Source organism: Nocardioides potassii (genome assembly GCF_021648885.1).
GTDB lineage: Bacteria > Actinomycetota > Actinomycetes > Propionibacteriales > Nocardioidaceae > Nocardioides > Nocardioides potassii.
Genome location: NZ_JAKJHZ010000005.1, coordinates 895,483 through 911,561, shown reverse-complemented (window position 1 = coordinate 911,561; position 16,079 = coordinate 895,483). Strand labels below are relative to the sequence as shown.

At 70.5% G+C, this 16,079-nt stretch carries 16 protein-coding genes; 6 read left to right on the top strand and 10 right to left on the bottom strand.

The genetic code is table 11. The features are described from left to right. Window positions 1-11: 11 nt before the first annotated feature. A complete protein-coding gene (locus tag L2K70_RS08930; protein ID WP_236401424.1) occupies window positions 12-1,535 on the top strand; it encodes a helix-turn-helix domain-containing protein in 1,524 nt (507 codons plus the stop codon). 17 nt (window positions 1,536-1,552) lie between these two features. Here the strand turns inward: L2K70_RS08930 and L2K70_RS08925 are convergent, their stop codons facing one another. Next, window positions 1,553-1,813, bottom strand: a complete 261-nt coding sequence (locus L2K70_RS08925; RefSeq protein ID WP_236401423.1) for a TFIIB-type zinc ribbon-containing protein — start codon at window positions 1,811-1,813, stop codon at window positions 1,553-1,555. Window positions 1,814-1,848: 35 nt separating this feature from the next. Between L2K70_RS08925 and L2K70_RS08920 the strand changes: the two genes are divergently transcribed. The 3 genes from L2K70_RS08920 (at window position 1,849) to L2K70_RS08910 (ending at window position 4,649) form a co-directional block, all read left to right on the top strand. Beyond that, window positions 1,849-2,658, top strand: coding sequence for a glycerophosphodiester phosphodiesterase family protein (locus L2K70_RS08920; protein WP_236401421.1), 810 nt, complete (start codon window positions 1,849-1,851; stop codon window positions 2,656-2,658). After that, window positions 2,655-4,013, top strand: a complete 1,359-nt coding sequence (locus L2K70_RS08915; RefSeq protein WP_236401419.1) for an MFS transporter — start codon at window positions 2,655-2,657, stop codon at window positions 4,011-4,013. The genes L2K70_RS08920 and L2K70_RS08915 overlap by 4 nt, the downstream gene beginning before the upstream one ends. Before the next feature lie 255 nt (window positions 4,014-4,268). Beyond that, window positions 4,269-4,649: an RNA polymerase-binding protein RbpA gene (locus tag L2K70_RS08910; protein WP_236401417.1), complete on the top strand. Its 381-nt coding sequence runs from the start codon at window positions 4,269-4,271 to the stop codon at window positions 4,647-4,649. A 17-nt stretch (window positions 4,650-4,666) separates the two neighbouring features. On the opposite strand, the gene L2K70_RS08905 is transcribed toward L2K70_RS08910, so the two are convergent. The 7 genes from L2K70_RS08905 to kdd all read right to left on the bottom strand — a co-directional run bounded on the left by L2K70_RS08905 (window position 4,667) and on the right by kdd (window position 11,789). Further along, on the bottom strand, window positions 4,667-5,212 hold the full coding sequence (locus tag L2K70_RS08905) for an FxsA family protein (protein WP_236401415.1): 546 nt from the start codon (window positions 5,210-5,212) through the stop codon (window positions 4,667-4,669). Next, on the bottom strand, window positions 5,209-5,931 hold the full coding sequence (locus tag L2K70_RS08900; RefSeq protein ID WP_236401561.1) for a polyprenol monophosphomannose synthase: 723 nt from the start codon (window positions 5,929-5,931) through the stop codon (window positions 5,209-5,211). The genes L2K70_RS08905 and L2K70_RS08900 overlap by 4 nt, the downstream gene beginning before the upstream one ends. A gap of 26 nt (window positions 5,932-5,957) precedes the next feature. After that, on the bottom strand, window positions 5,958-7,505 hold the full coding sequence (gene lnt / locus L2K70_RS08895) for an apolipoprotein N-acyltransferase (protein ID WP_236401413.1): 1,548 nt from the start codon (window positions 7,503-7,505) through the stop codon (window positions 5,958-5,960). 420 nt (window positions 7,506-7,925) lie between these two features. Continuing rightward, window positions 7,926-8,333 carry a 3-aminobutyryl-CoA ammonia lyase gene (kal, locus tag L2K70_RS08890; RefSeq protein WP_236401411.1) on the bottom strand — a complete coding sequence of 136 codons (408 nt, stop codon included), beginning with the start codon at window positions 8,331-8,333 and terminating at the stop codon, window positions 7,926-7,928. After that, window positions 8,330-9,067: a lysine 5,6-aminomutase subunit beta gene (gene kamE / locus L2K70_RS08885; RefSeq protein WP_236401409.1), complete on the bottom strand. Its 738-nt coding sequence runs from the start codon at window positions 9,065-9,067 to the stop codon at window positions 8,330-8,332. The genes kal and kamE overlap by 4 nt, the downstream gene beginning before the upstream one ends. Beyond that, window positions 9,064-10,710, bottom strand: a complete 1,647-nt coding sequence (kamD, locus tag L2K70_RS08880; protein WP_236401406.1) for a lysine 5,6-aminomutase subunit alpha — start codon at window positions 10,708-10,710, stop codon at window positions 9,064-9,066. The genes kamE and kamD overlap by 4 nt, the downstream gene beginning before the upstream one ends. Next, window positions 10,710-11,789 (bottom strand): L-erythro-3,5-diaminohexanoate dehydrogenase, encoded by a 1,080-nt coding sequence (gene kdd, locus L2K70_RS08875; protein WP_236401404.1) that lies wholly within the window; start codon window positions 11,787-11,789, stop codon window positions 10,710-10,712. The genes kamD and kdd overlap by 1 nt, the downstream gene beginning before the upstream one ends. A gap of 142 nt (window positions 11,790-11,931) precedes the next feature. On the opposite strand from kdd, the gene L2K70_RS08870 reads away from it, so the two are divergent. Both L2K70_RS08870 and L2K70_RS08865 read left to right on the top strand, forming a co-directional pair. Further along, window positions 11,932-13,398: a KamA family radical SAM protein gene (locus tag L2K70_RS08870; protein ID WP_236401403.1), complete on the top strand. Its 1,467-nt coding sequence runs from the start codon at window positions 11,932-11,934 to the stop codon at window positions 13,396-13,398. 212 nt (window positions 13,399-13,610) lie between these two features. Continuing rightward, a complete protein-coding gene (locus tag L2K70_RS08865; protein WP_236401401.1) occupies window positions 13,611-14,570 on the top strand; it encodes a type IV toxin-antitoxin system AbiEi family antitoxin domain-containing protein in 960 nt (319 codons plus the stop codon). A 111-nt stretch (window positions 14,571-14,681) separates the two neighbouring features. On the opposite strand, the gene L2K70_RS08860 is transcribed toward L2K70_RS08865, so the two are convergent. Both L2K70_RS08860 and L2K70_RS08855 read right to left on the bottom strand, forming a co-directional pair. Further along, entirely contained in the window at window positions 14,682-15,134 is a 453-nt protein-coding gene (locus L2K70_RS08860) for an Lrp/AsnC family transcriptional regulator (protein ID WP_308195767.1), read from the bottom strand. A gap of 10 nt (window positions 15,135-15,144) precedes the next feature. Then, entirely contained in the window at window positions 15,145-16,074 is a 930-nt protein-coding gene (locus L2K70_RS08855; protein WP_236401399.1) for a 5'-3' exonuclease, read from the bottom strand. Window positions 16,075-16,079 lie beyond the last annotated feature (5 nt).

The window sequence follows — 16,079 nt, the reverse complement described above, 5'->3', positions numbered from 1 at the left end:
CCGTGGTCGGCATGGCTGACTACAAGGGTCGCATCGGCAACCTCATCCGTGACGCACGCAAGCACCGCGGGCTCACCCAGCACCAGCTCGCGGAGCTGCTCGGCACCAGCCAGAGCGCGATCAACCGCATCGAGAAGGGCCACCAGAACCTCTCGCTCGAGATGCTCGCGCGCATCGGCGCCGCCCTCGACTCCGAGATCGTCGCGCTGGGTGCCGGCCCCACGCACCTGCGCGTCGACGGGCCGACCACGCTCTCCGGTTCCATCGACGTCAAGACCTCGAAGAACGCCGGTGTGGCGCTGCTCTGCGCATCGCTGCTCAACAAGGGGCGTACGACGCTGCGCAAGGTCGCGCGCATCGAGGAGGTCAACCGGCTGCTCGAGGTGCTCAACTCCCTCGGCGTCGCGACCCGCTGGGTGGGCGACGACAACGACCTCGAGATCATCCCGCCCGCCCACCTCGACCTCTCGCAGATCGACGAGGGCGCCGCGCGCCGCACCCGCTCGGTCATCATGTTCCTCGGCCCGCTGCTGCACCGCGTGGACGAGTTCGAGCTCCCCTACGCCGGTGGCTGCAACCTCGGCACCCGCACCGTCGAGCCGCACATGTCGGCGCTGCGGCCCTTCGGCCTCGAGGTCAAGGCGACCGACGGCGCCTACCACGCCCTGGTCAACCGGAGCATCGAGCCGGAGCGCCCGATCGTGCTCACGGAGCGTGGCGACACCGTCACCGAGAACGCGCTGATGGCCGCCGCGCTGCACCCGGGCACGACCGTGATCCGGAACGCCTCGTCCAACTACATGGTCCAGGACCTGTGCTTCTACCTCCAGCGCCTCGGTGTCGAGGTGGAGGGCATCGGCACCACGACGCTCCGCGTCACCGGCAAGGCGTCGATCGACGTCGACGTCGACTACGCCCCCGCCGAGGACCCGATCGAGGCGATGTCGCTGCTCGCCGCCGCGATCGTCACCAAGTCGTCGATCACCATCCGCCGGGTGCCGATCGAGTTCCTCGAGATCGAGCTCGCGACCCTGGAGGAGATGGGCTTCCGCTACGAGCGCTCCGAGGAGTACGCGGCGCTCAACGGCGAGACCCGCCTGGTCGACATCACCACGAAGCCCTCCGAGCTGCGCGCGCCGCTCGACAAGATCCACCCGATGCCGTTCCCCGGCCTCAACATCGACAACCTGCCGTTCTTCGCGGTGATCGCGGCCGTCGCGGAGGGCCAGACCCTCCTGCACGACTGGGTCTACGAGAACCGGGCGATCTACCTCACCGAGCTCAACAAGCTCGGTGCCCAGGTCAAGCTCCTGGACCCGCACCGCGTGCTCGTCGAGGGTCCGACGCACTTCTCCGGTGCGGAGATCGTCTGCCCGCCCGCGCTGCGCCCGGCCGTCGTCCTGCTGATCGCGATGCTCGCCTCGAAGGGCCGCAGCGTGCTGCGGTCGACGTACGTCATCCACCGCGGCTACGAGGACCTCGCCGAGCGCCTCAACGAGCTCGGCGCCAACATCGAGACCTTCCGCGACATCTGAGACGCGCAGCGTCGAGATCAGCCGAAGAGGGTCTCCACCCAGGCGCGCGACTGCTTGCCCATGGCCGGCGGCGCCGTCATGTCGGCGGTGATCCGCGGCATCGGGGCGGTGTGCTGGCCGGCCTGGGCGTGCCAGTCGGTCTCGGCCTCGATGAGCACGCCGAGGTCGGCGCGCGAGAGGAAGACGCCGTGACCCTCGGGGCACTGGTGGACGGTGGCCTCACCGAGGTTCCGCTCGTCCATCTCCGCGCTGCACCGGGGACACGTCATGCTCTCCATGCCCCGAAGGTACTCCTCAGCCCCATACTTCTCGCGTGGACTCCCCGGGCTACCTCGACTCCCCGCTCCCCCTCGCCTTCGCCCACCGCGGCGGCGCCTACCACCCGGAGATCGAGGGCCTGGAGAACACGCTGGCGGCCTTCCGGCACGCCGTGGACCTCGGCTACACCTACCTCGAGACCGACGTCCACGTCACCAGCGACGGCGTGCTGCTCGCCTTCCACGACACCGTCCTCGACCGCGTCACCGACCGCACCGGCAGCATCGCCGAGACGTCCTACGCGGAGGTGCAGCAGGCCACGATCGGTGGTCGCGAGCCGGTCCCCACGCTGGCCGAGCTGTTCGACGCGTTCCCGGACGCGCGCTTCAACATCGACCTCAAGTCCGAGGGCGCGGTGGACGCGCTGGCCGACTTCCTCGACGACCGCCGGGCGTGGGACCGGGTGCTCGTCGGCTCCTTCTCCGCATCACGGATGCGCGCCTTCCGACGTCGTACGGCCGGCCGGGTGGCCACGTCCGCCCACCCGCTCGAGGTGGCGGTGTTCGTGCTCTCGCCCAGCGGCCGCCTGGCGCGCTGGCTCACGCGGCGCGGTCCGGTCGCCCTGCAGGTGCCGCACCGCCAGGGTCGGCTGGTGGTGGTCACCCCGGGACTCGTACGACGTGCGCACGAGGCCGGTGTCCACGTGCACGTCTGGACCATCGACGACCCGATCGAGATGAACACCCTCCTCGACCGTGGTGTCGACGGCATCATGACCGATCGCACGGACATACTCAGGGACGTGCTCCGCGCCCGCGGACAGTGGCACGGCGCCGACGGCGGCCGGGAAGGTGACGAAGCATGAGCGCGACGGACGGCATCGCGAACCTCAAGCCGCTCGAGCAGGCCCGGGAGCAGAAGGCCTGGTACTGGTACGACTGGGCCAACAGCGCCTACGTCACCACGGTCAGCACCGTCCTGTTCGCGCCCTACATCATCGCGATCGCCAAGGAAGCGGCGGTCGACAACCGCATCTCGCTCCTCGGCATCTCGGTCGCCCCGGGCTCGCTGCCGTCCTACCTGGTCACGATCTCCACCATCATCTCCGCGATCGTGCTGCCGCTGATGGGTCCGGTCGCCGACCGGACGGCCAACAAGAAGCGCATGCTGGCGGTCTTCGCCTGGCTCGGTGCGGCCTCCGGGTCCCTGATCTTCTTCGCGACCGGCGAGAACTGGCAGGTCGGAGCCGTCGGCTTCTTCCTCGCCAACATCTTCCTCGGCGCCTCGCTCGTCGTGAACGACTCGATCCTGCCGCTCATCTCCGACGAGGAGAACCGCGACCGGGTGTCCTCGCGGGGCTGGGCCTGGGGCTACCTCGGCGGCGGACTCCTGCTCGCGGTGAACCTCGCCGTCGTCACCATCCTGCCGTTCGGGCTCAGCACCGGCGAGGCCGCCCGGATCAGCATGCTGTCGGCGTGCATCTGGTGGGCGGCCTTCACGCTGATCCCCTACCTCCGGCTCAACGACCACGAGCCGATCCCGCTCGCCGAGAAGGACGGCGGCAACCAGGGGATCTTCGCCGAGAGCTTCGGCCAGCTGGCCAAGACGCTGCGTGAGCTCCCGAGGTACCCCGTCGCCCTCAACTTCCTCGTCGCCTACCTGTTCTTCAACGACGGCATCCAGACCGTCATCGCGTCGGCGTCGACCTACGGCTCCGAGGAGCTGGGGTTCGGCCAGTCGGTCCTCATCGGCACGATCCTGCTCGTCCAGTTCGTCGCGTTCGGCGGCGCACTGGTCTTCGGGCGGCTCGCCAAGCGCTTCGGCGCCAAGCACACGATCCTCGGCGGCCTGGTCATCTGGATGCTCATCGTGACCGCCGCGCTCTTCCTGCCGGAGAAGGGACTGATCCCCTTCCTGGTCCTCGGCGTCGCGATCGGCATCGTCCTGGGCGGCACCCAAGCACTGGCCAGGTCCTACTTCTCGCTGCTGATCCCCCGCGGCAAGGAGGCCGAGTACTTCAGCTTCTACCACGCGATGGACCGCGGCACGTCGTGGTTCGGCACCCTCGTCTTCGGCCTCGTCTACCAGCTCACCGACTCCTACCGCCCGGCGATCTTCGCGCTGATCGCGTTCTTCGTCCTGGGCGGCGCCCTGCTGCTCCGCGTCGACACCGCGCGGGGCATCCGCGAAGCCGGGAACGACGTCCCCCGAGTCATCTGACCGGTGTGATCCCGGTCACGGCGCCGGCGGCCCGTGACCGTGGGTCACTGCACCCCTAGGGGTGCAGTTGTCCTCGCGTGAGCGCCCGATCCATGCTCATCGAATCCCGGAATTCGGGGACCTTCGCTACGGTTGAAAGATCACGGAGGCGGGCCGCGCCGACACCTACGGCGTCACGGACCACGAGTTCGCCCGTCTCATGGACAACCCGAACACAAGCAACGGGGTCAGCAAACCCATTTGGAGGTGGGCACGGTGGCGGAGCGCACACTGCGTGGCGCGAGGCTCGGTGGCCAGAGCTTTGAGGACGAGCGCGGCATCGAGTTCGCTGCTCGTCAGCAGGTCGGCTATCACTGCAAGCAGGGACACGATTTCGAGGTGACGATGTCGGTCGAGGCCGACATCCCGGCGGTGTGGGAGTGCCCCCGTTGTGGGGCGGAGGCACTCAGCACGGCCGGTATCGAGCCGGAGGCCAAGGTCGAGAAGCCGGCCCGTACGCACTGGGACATGCTCCTGGAGCGCCGCTCGGAGAAGGAGCTCGAGGACATCCTCAAGGAGCGCCTCGAGCTGCTGCGAGGCGGCGAGATCGGTCCGGCACACCTGCACCGGGCGAACCGCAAGAAGCGGGTCAGCTGAGGCAGGCTGGGCTCGTCTCAGTCGACCACGTCGCCCCGGACGACCGGGCCATCAGGCCCGGCTCCGGGGCGTCTGTCATTTCCCGGCCCGAACGGCCCGCCGAACGCTCCGCCGAAGGCTCCGAACGCCGGCCCCACGACGAGCCGCCGCTCGACCGCGGTGGTGAGCAGCCGGCGCGCTACGGGACGCGTGAACGGCAGCAGCAGCAGGAGCCCGACGACGTCGAGGACGAACCCGGGGCTCAGCATCAGCGTCCCTGCGATCAGGATGAGCGCTCCGTCGGCGATCTCCTTCGCCGGCATCCGTCCCTGCTGGAGCGCCTCGCGCAGCGCGCGCCACGCACGACCGCCCTCGCGCTTGATCAGCCACGCCCCGATCATCGAGTCGAGGACGAGCAGCGCGATCGTCCACCACGGCCCGACGAGCCGGCCGACCTGGAGGATCGCCCAGATCTCGACCAGCGGCACCACCACGAAGGCGACCACGAGCGCCGGGCGCACCCACGCGCGCCGGCGCGTCGGCGTACGGCCCATCCCCCGCCCGGGTCCCGCGGGGTGGCTCACGACCGTGCCCAACGCCTGCGGAGCTGCGCGCGCCGCTCCGACAGGCCCCAGCGGGTGATCAGCTTGAGGGACTCGCTCGCCACCTGCCCACTCATCTTGGAGTCGCCGCGCACTCGCTCGATGAATTCGATCGGGACCTCGCGGACGGTCAGCCCGCGGGTCACCGTGCGGTAGGCGAGGTCGGTCTGGAACACGTATCCAGTAGACAGCACCGAGGCAAGGTCGATCGCCTCGAGCGTGGCGCGCCGGAAGACGCGGAAGCCGGCCGTGGCGTCCTTGACCCTGATGCCGAGCAGCAGGCGGACGTAGAGGTTGCCGCCGCGCGAGAGCGCGAGCCGCTGCAGCGGCCAGTTCACGACCGAGCCGCCGGGGACGTAGCGCGAGCCGATCACCAGGTCGGCGGTGCGCAGCGCGTCGAGGAGGCGGTGCAGCTGCTCGGGCTGGTGGGAGCCGTCGGCGTCCATCTCGCCGATCACGTCGTAACCGGCCTGCAGGGCGACGTCGAAGCCGTGGAGGTACGCGGCGCCGAGACCGGCCTTCTCGGTGCGGTGCACCACCGACACCGCCGGGTCGTCGGCTGCCATCCGGTCGGCGATGTCGCCGGTGCCGTCGGGGCTGTTGTCGTCCACGATCATCACGTCGACGCCCGGCTGCGCCTTGCGGAGGCGGCCGACGATCCACTCGAGGTTGTCCGACTCGTTGTAGGTCGGGATCACCATCACCACACGGCCGAGGCCCTCGACGCTCACGCTGCTCCACCCCGCCCATGGTCAGGTCTGCTACCGGCACCGACGGCGCGGTCGCCCCGTCGGCGACGACGATAGGTGATGAGCACGGCGACCGTGTGGAGGACGAGGAACGCCAGCACGGCGCGTGAGGGCCAGACACCGAGCCGCACCGCCGGTGTGATCGTCGTGCTCAGCCCGACGGTCTCGACCAGCACCTCCTGGCCGCGGGCGGGGACCGAGGCGACCACGTCCCCGTCCGGGCGTACGACGCCGGAGATGCCGTTGACGGCCGCCACCACCACCCAGCGACCCGTCTCCAGCGCGCGCAGCCGGCTGATCTCGAACTGCTGCGCGAGCTGGCCCGTCCGGCTGAACATCGCGTTGCTGGTCTGCACCGTGACCAGCTCCGCGCCGCGCGCGACCTGCCCGCCGATGCCGTCGTCGTACGCCACGTCGAAGCAGATCGCGTCGGCGACGAGGAGGTCCCCCACCCGGATCGGCTCGAGGCTGGTGCCGCGGACCATGTCGCGCGGCACCATCGTGAGCTTGCCGTAGGTCGCCGGGATGAGGCTGCCGCGGAACGGGATGTACTCGCCGTAAGGCACCGGGTGGAGCTTGGTGTAGCGGTCGCCACCGCCCACTCCCGGGTTGTAGACGATGCCCTGGTTGAGGACGCGGGTCTCGTCGAGCGGGTCGCCCGAGACCCCGCCGACGATGATCGGCACGCCGATCGCGTCGGACGCGGCGATGATGCCGGCGTGCACGCCCTCGTCGAGGAAGGGGTCGACGGCCGTCGAGTTCTCGGGCCAGACCACGAGGTCCGGTCGGCGCTCGTCCCCCGCCGCCACCGCGTCGGCCAGCTCCTCGGTGAGGCGGACGTGGTTGGCCGTCACCTCGCGGTGGTGCGCGACCACGTCGAGGCCGTCGCCCGGCACGTCGCCCTGGACGGCAGCCACGGTCGTCGTGCCGGTCTCGGTGACCGGGAAGGGCACGAGCGCCGGCGCGACCGTGACGGCGGCGAGCCCGGCCACGACCAGCACGGCCTGCCGCCGAGCAGCGCGCAGGTGCAGCACCACCCAGGCCAGCGACGTACCGGTGAGGGCGACGAGCAGGCTCACGCCCGTGACGCCGATCCACGGCAGGGCCTGCGCCCACGGGGTGTCCGCAGTGGCGAAGGCGAGGCGGCCGAACGGCATGCCGCTGAAGGGGAAGCCGCTGCGCCACACCTCGATGCCGACGAACCACACCGCCGTCCAGAGCGGCCACGCGCGCAACCGCATCGCCCAGGCCAGGCCGACCCCGAGCGGCACGAAGAACGATGCCTCGAGGGCGCACATCGCGATCCATGCGTCGGTCCCGACCGAGCGCATCCACACCATCACGGCGTAGGTGAAGGCGATGCCGAAGAGGAGCGTGGGGAACCAGGCGCGGCTCGGGCGGAGGCCGCGCACCGCGAGGACGAGGGCGGCCATCGCCGGGGGCATCAGCCACGCGAACCCGACGGGCTCGAAGGCCGCCGCCAGCACGAAGCCGCCGACGAGGGCGACGAGGCAGCGGAGCGGCACGACCCAGACCGTAGCCGACCGGGCCTCCTGCCCCGGACCTGCAGGGTGCGGGAGGAGCGCCGCGGCTTCGGACCGACGCGCGACCACCTGGCTGGTGATGACGCGAAGTTGTCTACGGCCGCGTGGCTCCTCCCGCATCCGGCTCCCGCGGGGCGCGCTCGACCCGACGTCGGACGGAGGGCATCGCTGGCTCGGCGTACCCCACGTCTGACCTCCCACTGTCGAAGGCGCCACCCACGAGCTGCACAGGCGGACCCCGGAACCCTCTCTCCGCACGGCGACAGTGTCAACACGCTCCTGACCTGCGACGATGTGCGTAATCGCAGGTCACAGCGCCGCGAGTCGGGGCCACTTTTCTCGTTCAAATTCCGCGGACATCGGCGTGTCGCCGAGGACACGCCGACGGTGTGGCGTATGGGATCAGGGCCTGGGGGGTACGACGACCGTTCCCGTCGCGGTCGTGGCGACCACCGGCGGGTCGAGCACCTCGGCGGCGCCGGGTGCGGCCTCGGTCGGAGCACCGCGCCCGACCACGCGCACCGCGAAGTCCATCACCCGGCTCCGGGTGCCCTCCCGGACCAGGGTGGCAGTGATCTCGAGGACGTCGCCGGCCCGGACGGGGGCCTTGAACTGGACGTCGGAGTAGGACGCGAACAGCCCCTCGTCGCCGTCGAGGACGATGCACATCTCGGTCGCCACGTCGCCGAAGAGGCCGAGGCTGTAGGCGCCGTCCACGAGGTTGCCGGCGTAGTGGGCGTGCGAGTAGGGGACGTAGCGGCGGTGGGTCACCACGGTGCCGACGCGAGACGTGCTGGAGCCGTCGCTCATGAGGCGGTCCTGTTCGTGAGTCGGTGGACGATGTAGGACGCGACCTCGCCGGGCGTCGTACCGCGGGTGAAGACGCGGTCGACGCCGAGCTCGCCCGCCATGGTCTCGTCGAAGCGGGGCCCGCCGACGACGAGCAGCGGCCGCTTGGCCGCCGGGTAGGCCTCGCGGAACGCGGCGGACATCTCGCGGGTGTTGAGCAGGTGGGCGTCGCGCTGGGTGACGACCTGGGAGACGAGGACGGCGTCCGCCTTCTCCTCGCGGGCGGCCTCGACGAGCTGCGGCACGGAGACCTGGGCGCCGAGGTTGACCACCTTGAGCTCGCGGTAGTACTCCAGGCCCTTCTCGCCGGCGAAGCCCTTGATGTTGAGGATCGCGTCGATCCCCACGGTGTGCGCGTCGGTGCCGATGCAGCCGCCCACGACGACCAGGCGCCGGCGCAGCGAGCGCTTGATGGCGGCGTTGGCCTCCTTCGGCGTGAGGAGCGGGTAGTCGCGCTCGACGACCTCGACCGTGCTGGGGTCGACGAGGTGGTTGACCCGGCCGTAGACGACGAAGAAGGTGAAGCCCTCCCCCATCGCCTTGGAGTGCACGACGAGTGCGGGGTCCATGCCCATCTTGTTGGCGAGCTGCACCGCGGCGCCCTCCGCCACCTTGGAGTGGGCGATCGGCAGCGTGAAGGACAGCTGCACCATGCCGTCGCCGGTCGTGTCGCCGTAGGGCCTGATCAGGCTCATCGCTTCGCTCCTCGGTCTCGAGACACTCGCAGCGCTCGCTCGTCGACCAACGGGGACTCCAGGATCTTGGTCGCGGGGTTGTAGTAGTCGGCCGACTTCCTCGCGACGCCGTCCAGGCCGCGGCCCTTGTCGGCGGGGCGCTTCATCAGGCCGAAGGTGCCGTCGGCGATCGCGGACAACAGCGGCGGCTGCCCCGGGACGCTGCGGTCGGCCTTGATCTCCTCCATCAGCCCGACCGCCAGGCCGAGCACCTCACGGGCCCGGGTGGCGATGAACCCGTCGGGCGACGGGTGGAAGTCCTCGTGCAGGTTGCCGGCGGCGTTCATCACGTAGCGGACGTTCTGCAGGGCCAGGTCGCGGTCGGAGATCCACGGCGTCACGACGGCCTCGGTCATCATCCCGACCAGCAGGATCCCCTGGCCGGTCATGGCGCCGACGAGGTTGAAGAACCCGTCGAGGAGGTAGCCCTTGAAGATGTCGCCGGTCATGTGGCGCGTCGGCGGCATCCACTTCAGCGGCGCGTCGGGGAACAGCTCGCGCGCGAGCATCGCGTGGGCGAGCTCGAGGCGGAACGAGTCCGGCACCTCCGGGTCGATCTCGAAGGCGTGGCCCAGGCCGAGCTGCCAGTCCTCGAGCCCGGCCTCCTTGGCGAAGTACTCGTTGAGCAGCTGGCTGGTCGTCACCGTGTGCGCGGCCTCGACGGCGTCGGCGGTGGTGAGGTAGTTGTCCTCACCGGTGTTGATGATGATGCCGGCGCGCGCGTGGATCTGGCGGCTGAAGCGCTGGTCGACGAAGGTACGGATCGGGTTGATGTCGCGGAAGAGGATGCCGTACATCGAGTCGTTGAGCATCATGTCGAGCCGCTCGAGGCCGGCCAGCGTCGCGATCTCCGGCATGCAGAGGCCGGAGGCGTAGTTGGTGAGCCGGACGTAGCGGCCGAGCTCCTTCGACGTCTCGTCGAGGGCGGCCCGCATCAGGCGGAAGTTCTCCTGGGTGGCGTAGGTGCCGGCGAAGCCCTCGCGCGTCGCGCCCTCGGGGACGAAGTCGAGCAGCGACTGCCCGGTCGAGCGGATCACCGCGATGACGTCGGCGCCCTCGCGCGCCGCGGCCTGGGCCTGCGGGATGTCCTCGTGGATGTCGCCCGTGGCGACGATGAGGTAGATCCACGGCTTGCTCGGGGCGTCGCCCACCTTCGCGATCATCTTCTCGCGGGCCGCGCGCTGACGGTCGATCTGCTTGATCCCGGCGGCGACCGCCTTGCGGGAGGCCGTCCGGGCTCGCGTCGCGTCCTTGCCCTCGGGCAGGCGGAACGTGACCGAGCCGGCGGCGGCCTTCTGGGCCAGGGTCAGCAGGTCGTCGCCCTCGCCGCGCAGGAGCGCGTCCCAGACCGGGAGGCTGACGCCGTGCTCGAGCCCCACGTCGGCGCGTACGGCGTCCGCGAGGCGGTTGACCCACGGCGTGCCGTCGGGGTCCGCGCCACCGAGGCCGGCCAGACGCAGGGTCGCCCGCTCGACGCTCACCGTCGTGTGCTGCGTGGCGAGGTCGACGATCGGCTTGCCGACCTGGCGGGCGAGGGTGCGCGCCCGGCGTACGTCGGCGGAGTCGATGCCGAGCTGGCTCTGCTTGTTCCTCGTCAGGGCCATCAGAGCCTCCGCTCGAACAGGCCTCGGACCCCGGCGTCGCCGCGGAGGAGCTCCATGGCGTGGGCCGCGTGGCCGGGGACGTAGCCGTTGCCGACGAGCATCCGCACGTCCGCGGCCAGCCCCTCGGCGCCGAGCGCGGCAGCGCTGAAGCTCGTGGCCATCGAGAAGAAGACGACCGTGCCGCCCTCCGCCGTCGCGAGGATCGCGCCGCCCTCGCAGCCGGGGACGTCGACGCACACGACGGTGACGTCGGCCGGGCCACCTGCCTCGGTGACGGCGTCGCGCAGCGCGATCGGGTCACGGGCGTCGGCGATCGTGACGACGTCGGCGATGCCAGCCCCCGTGAGCAGCTCGTGCTCACCTGCGTGCGGTACGACGCCGATGGTGCGGGCCGCGCCCGCCTGGCGCGCGGCGGCCAGGCTGAGGGAGCCGGACTTGCCCGCTCCGCCGACGACCACGACCACCGGGGCCTTGCCCCGGTCGACGTACTCCCCCACGACGCGCGCGGTGAGCGCCGGTGCGCCGCACACGTCCATCACGCTCAGCGAGAGCGCGGGGTCGAGGTCGTCGGGGATGACGGCGGCGATGGAGCGGCCGAAGAGCACGGCGTAGCCGTCGCACGGGACCTGCTCGCTGCGGCCGTCCCAGGCGGCGAGTCCGTCCTCGATCACGAGCGGGGTGAGCGTCAGGCTGACGAGCGTGGCGACCTTGTCACCGACCCGCAGGCCGAGGGGCGACTCCGGACCGACCTCCTCGACCGTGCCGACGAGCATGCCGCCGGAGCCGGTCTCGGGGTTCTGCATCTTGCCGCGGGTGGCCACGATGTCGAGGACCTCGGCGCGCACGGCGTCACCGTCGGTCTCGCCGTAGGTGGTGTGCGCGCGCTCGAGCTGGCGGAACGACGCGGCGTCGAGGTTGAGCCGCTCGACGCGGACCCGGACCTCGTCGGGCCACAGCTCGGCGCGGGTGTCGAGGCGCCGCGCGGCCTGCGGGAGGACCGCGGCGTCGTCGAGGACGCGGTGCAGGCCGGTGGGGTCACCGGTCCGGCGGTCCGTCTGGATGTCCGAGGGGGAGGTCATGCAGGTCATCCTTCTTGCTCACGCGGGCAAAGCCGCAAATCTTGCGGCGTGGCATTGGACTCGCCGCAGGTTCTCCGCGTACTCTCCCAGATGTGTCGCCGCACACACAACCGGCGCGCCGTCATGCCTGCAAGGAGAGCCCATGAGCATCGAGACCGCCACCCAGCTGGACGGCGCCCTCGCCACCGGACAGCCCTACCCCTACCAGCGGGTCGAGCTCGTCGAGCCCGACTGGACGCGCTTCCCGGGCTGGGCCGACGTCACCGCCGAGGACTGGGCCTCCGTGCAGTGGCAGCGCGCCCACTGCGTCAAGAACGTCAGGCAGCTGCGCGAGCTGATGGGCGACCTGCTCGACGAGCGCTTCTACGCCGACCTCGAGCGGGACCAGGCCGAGCGGGCGACCATGTCCATGCTCGTGCCGCCGCAGATGATGAACACGATGGTGCCGCACCTCTCCCCCGCCGGCCCCGGCTCGCTGACGGAGGCGTTCTACGCCGACCCCGTGCGCCACTACATGCTGCCGGTCTTCAGCGACCGTCGCACCGACTGGCCGTCGCACCCGCACGCCGCGCGCGACTCCCTCCACGAGCACGACATGTGGGCCACCGAGGGGCTGACCCACCGCTACCCCACCAAGGTGCTCGCCGAGCTGCTGCCGACCTGCCCGCAGTACTGCGGCCACTGCACCCGCATGGACCTGGTCGGCAACTCGACCCCGGTCATCGAGAAGCTGAAGTTCGCCGGCAAGCCCAACGACCGGCTCGGCGACATGATCGCCTACCTCCAGCGCACCCCGTCGGTCCGCGACGTGGTGGTCTCGGGTGGCGACGTGGCCAACATGCCGTGGCCCCGCCTGGAGGCGTTCCTCATGTCGGTCCTCGAGGTCGAGAACATCCGCGACATCCGCCTGGCCACCAAGGCGCTGATCGGCCTGCCGCAGCACTGGCTGCAGCCCGACGTGGTCGAGGGCGTGGCCCGCGTGGCCGCCGTCGCCCGCTCGCGGGGCGTCTCGCTCGCGATGCACACCCACGCGAACCACGCGAACTCGGTGACGCCGGTCGTCGCCGAGGCGGCCCGGGCGATGCTCGACGCCGGCCTGCGCGACGTACGCAACCAGGGGGTGCTGCTCAACGGCGTGAACGCCGACCCGCACACCCTCCTCGACCTGTGCTTCCGCCTCCTCGACGGCGCGCAGATCATGCCCTACTACTTCTACATGTGCGACATGATCCCGTTCTCGGAGCACTGGCGGGTCTCGCTCGCCGACGCCCAGCGCCTCCAGCACCACATCATGGGCTACCTGCCGGGCTTCGCGACGCCGCGCATCGTGTGCGACGTGCCGTTCGTCGGCAAGCGCTGGGTGCACCAGAACGCCGACTACGACACTGAGCACGGCATCTCCTACTGGACGAAGAACTACCGCACGTCCATCGAGGCCGACGACGCCGAGGCCCTGTCGCGCTACTACGAGTACTACGACCCGATCCACACCCTCCCCGAGTCCGGCCAGCAGTGGTGGGAGCAGCACGGCCGCCTCGACGAGGCCTCCCTCAAGGCCGCCGAGATGGCCGAGGCCTCCCGCCGTACCGCCGCCCTCCAGGCCTACTGAGGCCGGTCCGGATGCGGGAGTCACCGCTGGGGCGGTGACTCCTGCGCGGACTGGGCGTTGCAACGGCTAGTCCGCGCAAGACTTCCCCTACCGGACGCTCCGACGGCAAGAACTGCGCCACGAATCGTCCACAGCGGCCGCTGATCGACCTCGTCCACAGGCACTCGCCCCGAGGGCGCGCGAGCATCGCCGAGCGGGCCGACGGTGGGTCCATGACGCGGACCAGCTCCTTCCCGATCGATCTGCACGACATCAAGCTCCGGCGACAGCTCATCGCCAGTGGCTGGACAGACCGTGACATCGCGCGTGCGGTGAGGAGCGGGCTCATCCATCGGATCCGTTACGGAGCCTACGTCGATGCCTGCCTCTGGTCACGGATCGAAGGTCAGCGCGACGAGCACCGGGTGCGCGCCCGCGCCGTCCTCAGGACCGCCCACTCGAGCAGCGTTCTCACACATCAGTCCTCAGCCGCCGAGTGGGAGATCCCGCTGTGGCGTCTTTGCCTCGACGACGTCTCGTTGACCCGTACGGATGAGGTGTCCGGACGACGCGAGGCAGGCATCACGCACCACGCAGGTCGCCTGCCTCTCGACCAGATCACCGTCCGGCACGGCGTACCGGTCTCGACGGCAGGCCGTACGGCCGTCGAGCTGCTGTCGACGACAGACGCGGAGCTCGGCTACTGCCTCCTCAACGGGTTCCTCAACCTGGGGCACACGAGGCTCGAGGAGGTCCGACGCATCGCGGCGCAGACCGAGCGCTGGCCCAACACCCTCGGCACCCGCATCGCCATCGGGCTGGCTGATCCTCGTCTGGGGAGCGTCGCTGAGAGCCGGTTCATGTTCCTGTGCTTCCGCGAGGGCGTGCCGCTTCCGGAGCCGCAAGTCGAGGTGCGTGACGAGACGTCGCAGCTGCTCGGGTTCGTCGACTTCCTCTGGCGCAAGCACCGATTGTTCGTCGAGTTCGACGGTCGGATCAAGTACGAGGTATTCCGCCGGCCCGGAGAGTCGCTGGCCGACTACATCCAGCGCGAGAAGCGCCGCGAGGAACTCATCGTCCGGGCGACCGGGTGGATGTGCATCCGCATCACGTGGGCCGACTTGGCGGATCCGTCGGCCCTCGCCCGACGCATCCTTGCGATCCTTGCCTCCCGTGCGCCGACGGCGGCGTGAGCGCCGTCCGGGCCGAACCAGGTGGGGAACTCTGTCGCGGTTGGGGTGTTGCAACGCCCACGCTGCGCAGGAGTCACCGCTTCAGCGGTGAGTCCCACATCAACGAGCGGCTCAGTCGACCGGGCGGTTCTCGTAGGCCGTCGAGAGGACGATGGTCGTACGCGTGGAGACGCTGGCCACGCCGCGGATGCGGGCGAGGAGGTCCTCGAGGTCGCGGGGGGTGGCGACGCGGATCTTGAGGATGTAGGACTCGTCGCCCGCCACCGACCAGCACGACTCGATCTCGGAGATCCCGCGCAGCCGCTCGGGGTAGTCGTCGGGCTGGGACGGGTCGATCGGGGTGATCGAGATGAACGCCGTCAGCGGTCGACCCAGCTGGTCGTGGTCGATCGTGGCGCCGTAGCCGGTGATCAGCCCGCGCTGCTCGAGACGCTTGACTCGCTGGTGCACCGCCGAGGTCGACAGGTCGGTCGCCTTGCCGAGATCGGTGTAGGACATCCGTCCGTCGACCGCCAGCAGCGAGAGGATCTGCCGGTCCTTGGACTCGACCTCGGGTGCGCTCACGGGCCTCAGACTAGTGGGGGCCGGAGAGCGCCTCCACCAGTCTCACGGCCGACGAGCCGAGGCCCCACCGCTCGTCGAGCGCGACGACGGCGTCGGGGTCGGCGGGCGTCCGCGGGCGGGTGAGGTCCGGCGACCCGAGGTCCAGGTCGCGGCGTACGGCGACCACCTCGGGCGCGACGTCGAGGTAGTCCAGCGCCTGCTTGATCTTCCCCCGCGGACCGGGCCCCATGTCCGAGTCGGGGTCGCTGGCGGCGGCGACGACGGCGTCGATCGTGCCGAAGCGGTTGAGCAGGGTCGCCGCCGTCTTGTCCCCCACCCCCGCGACACCGGGCAGGCCGTCGGAGGTGTCGCCGCGCAGCGTCGCGAGGTCGGCGTACTGGCGCGCGTCGACGCTGTACTTGTCGCGCACCCATGCGTTGTCGACGCGCTCGTGCCTGCTGACCCCGCGGGCGACGTAGAGCACGCGCACCTCGGCCTCGTCGTCGACGAGCTGGAAGAGGTCGCGGTCCCCCGTGACGATGTCGACCGGCATGCCGGCGTCGGTGGCGAGGGTGCCGATGACGTCGTCGGCCTCCATCTCGGGATGGCCCACCACGGCGATGCCGTAGGCCTCGAGCACCGACAGGATGATCGGGATCTGGGTCTCGAGCGGGTCGGGCACCTCCTCGACGTCGGGCGTCGAGCCCGGCTTGGCCTGCACGACCCGGTGCGCCTTGTAGGACGGGATCAGGTCGACGCGCCACTGCGGGCGCCAGTCGTCGTCCCAGCAGCAGACCAGGTGCGTCGGGTCGTACTCCCCCACCAGCCGGCTGATGAAGTCCATCAGCCCGCGCACGGCGTTGACCGGGGTGCCGTCGGGGGCCTTCATCGAATCGGGGACGCCGAAGAACGCGCGGAAGTAGAGCGATGCGGTGTCGAGCAGCATCAAGCGGTCCGTCATGGGGT

Excerpts from the sequence above, each read along its gene's own strand:
- L2K70_RS08930 (WP_236401424.1), top strand. The coding sequence starts at position 12 with ATGGCTGACTACAAGGGTCGCATCGGCAACCTCATCCGTGACGCACGC.
- L2K70_RS08925 (WP_236401423.1), bottom strand. The coding sequence starts at position 1,813 with ATGGAGAGCATGACGTGTCCCCGGTGCAGCGCGGAGATGGACGAGCGG.
- L2K70_RS08915 (WP_236401419.1), top strand. The coding sequence starts at position 2,655 with ATGAGCGCGACGGACGGCATCGCGAACCTCAAGCCGCTCGAGCAGGCC.
- L2K70_RS08900 (WP_236401561.1), bottom strand. The coding sequence starts at position 5,931 with ATGGTGATCCCGACCTACAACGAGTCGGACAACCTCGAGTGGATCGTC.
- kal (WP_236401411.1), bottom strand. The coding sequence starts at position 8,333 with ATGAGCGACGGCTCCAGCACGTCTCGCGTCGGCACCGTGGTGACCCAC.
- kamE (WP_236401409.1), bottom strand. The coding sequence starts at position 9,067 with ATGAGCCTGATCAGGCCCTACGGCGACACGACCGGCGACGGCATGGTG.
- kamD (WP_236401406.1), bottom strand. The coding sequence starts at position 10,710 with ATGGCCCTGACGAGGAACAAGCAGAGCCAGCTCGGCATCGACTCCGCC.
- kdd (WP_236401404.1), bottom strand. The coding sequence starts at position 11,789 with ATGACCTCCCCCTCGGACATCCAGACGGACCGCCGGACCGGTGACCCC.
- L2K70_RS08870 (WP_236401403.1), top strand. The coding sequence starts at position 11,932 with ATGAGCATCGAGACCGCCACCCAGCTGGACGGCGCCCTCGCCACCGGA.
- L2K70_RS08865 (WP_236401401.1), top strand. The coding sequence starts at position 13,611 with ATGACGCGGACCAGCTCCTTCCCGATCGATCTGCACGACATCAAGCTC.
- L2K70_RS08855 (WP_236401399.1), bottom strand. The coding sequence starts at position 16,074 with ATGACGGACCGCTTGATGCTGCTCGACACCGCATCGCTCTACTTCCGC.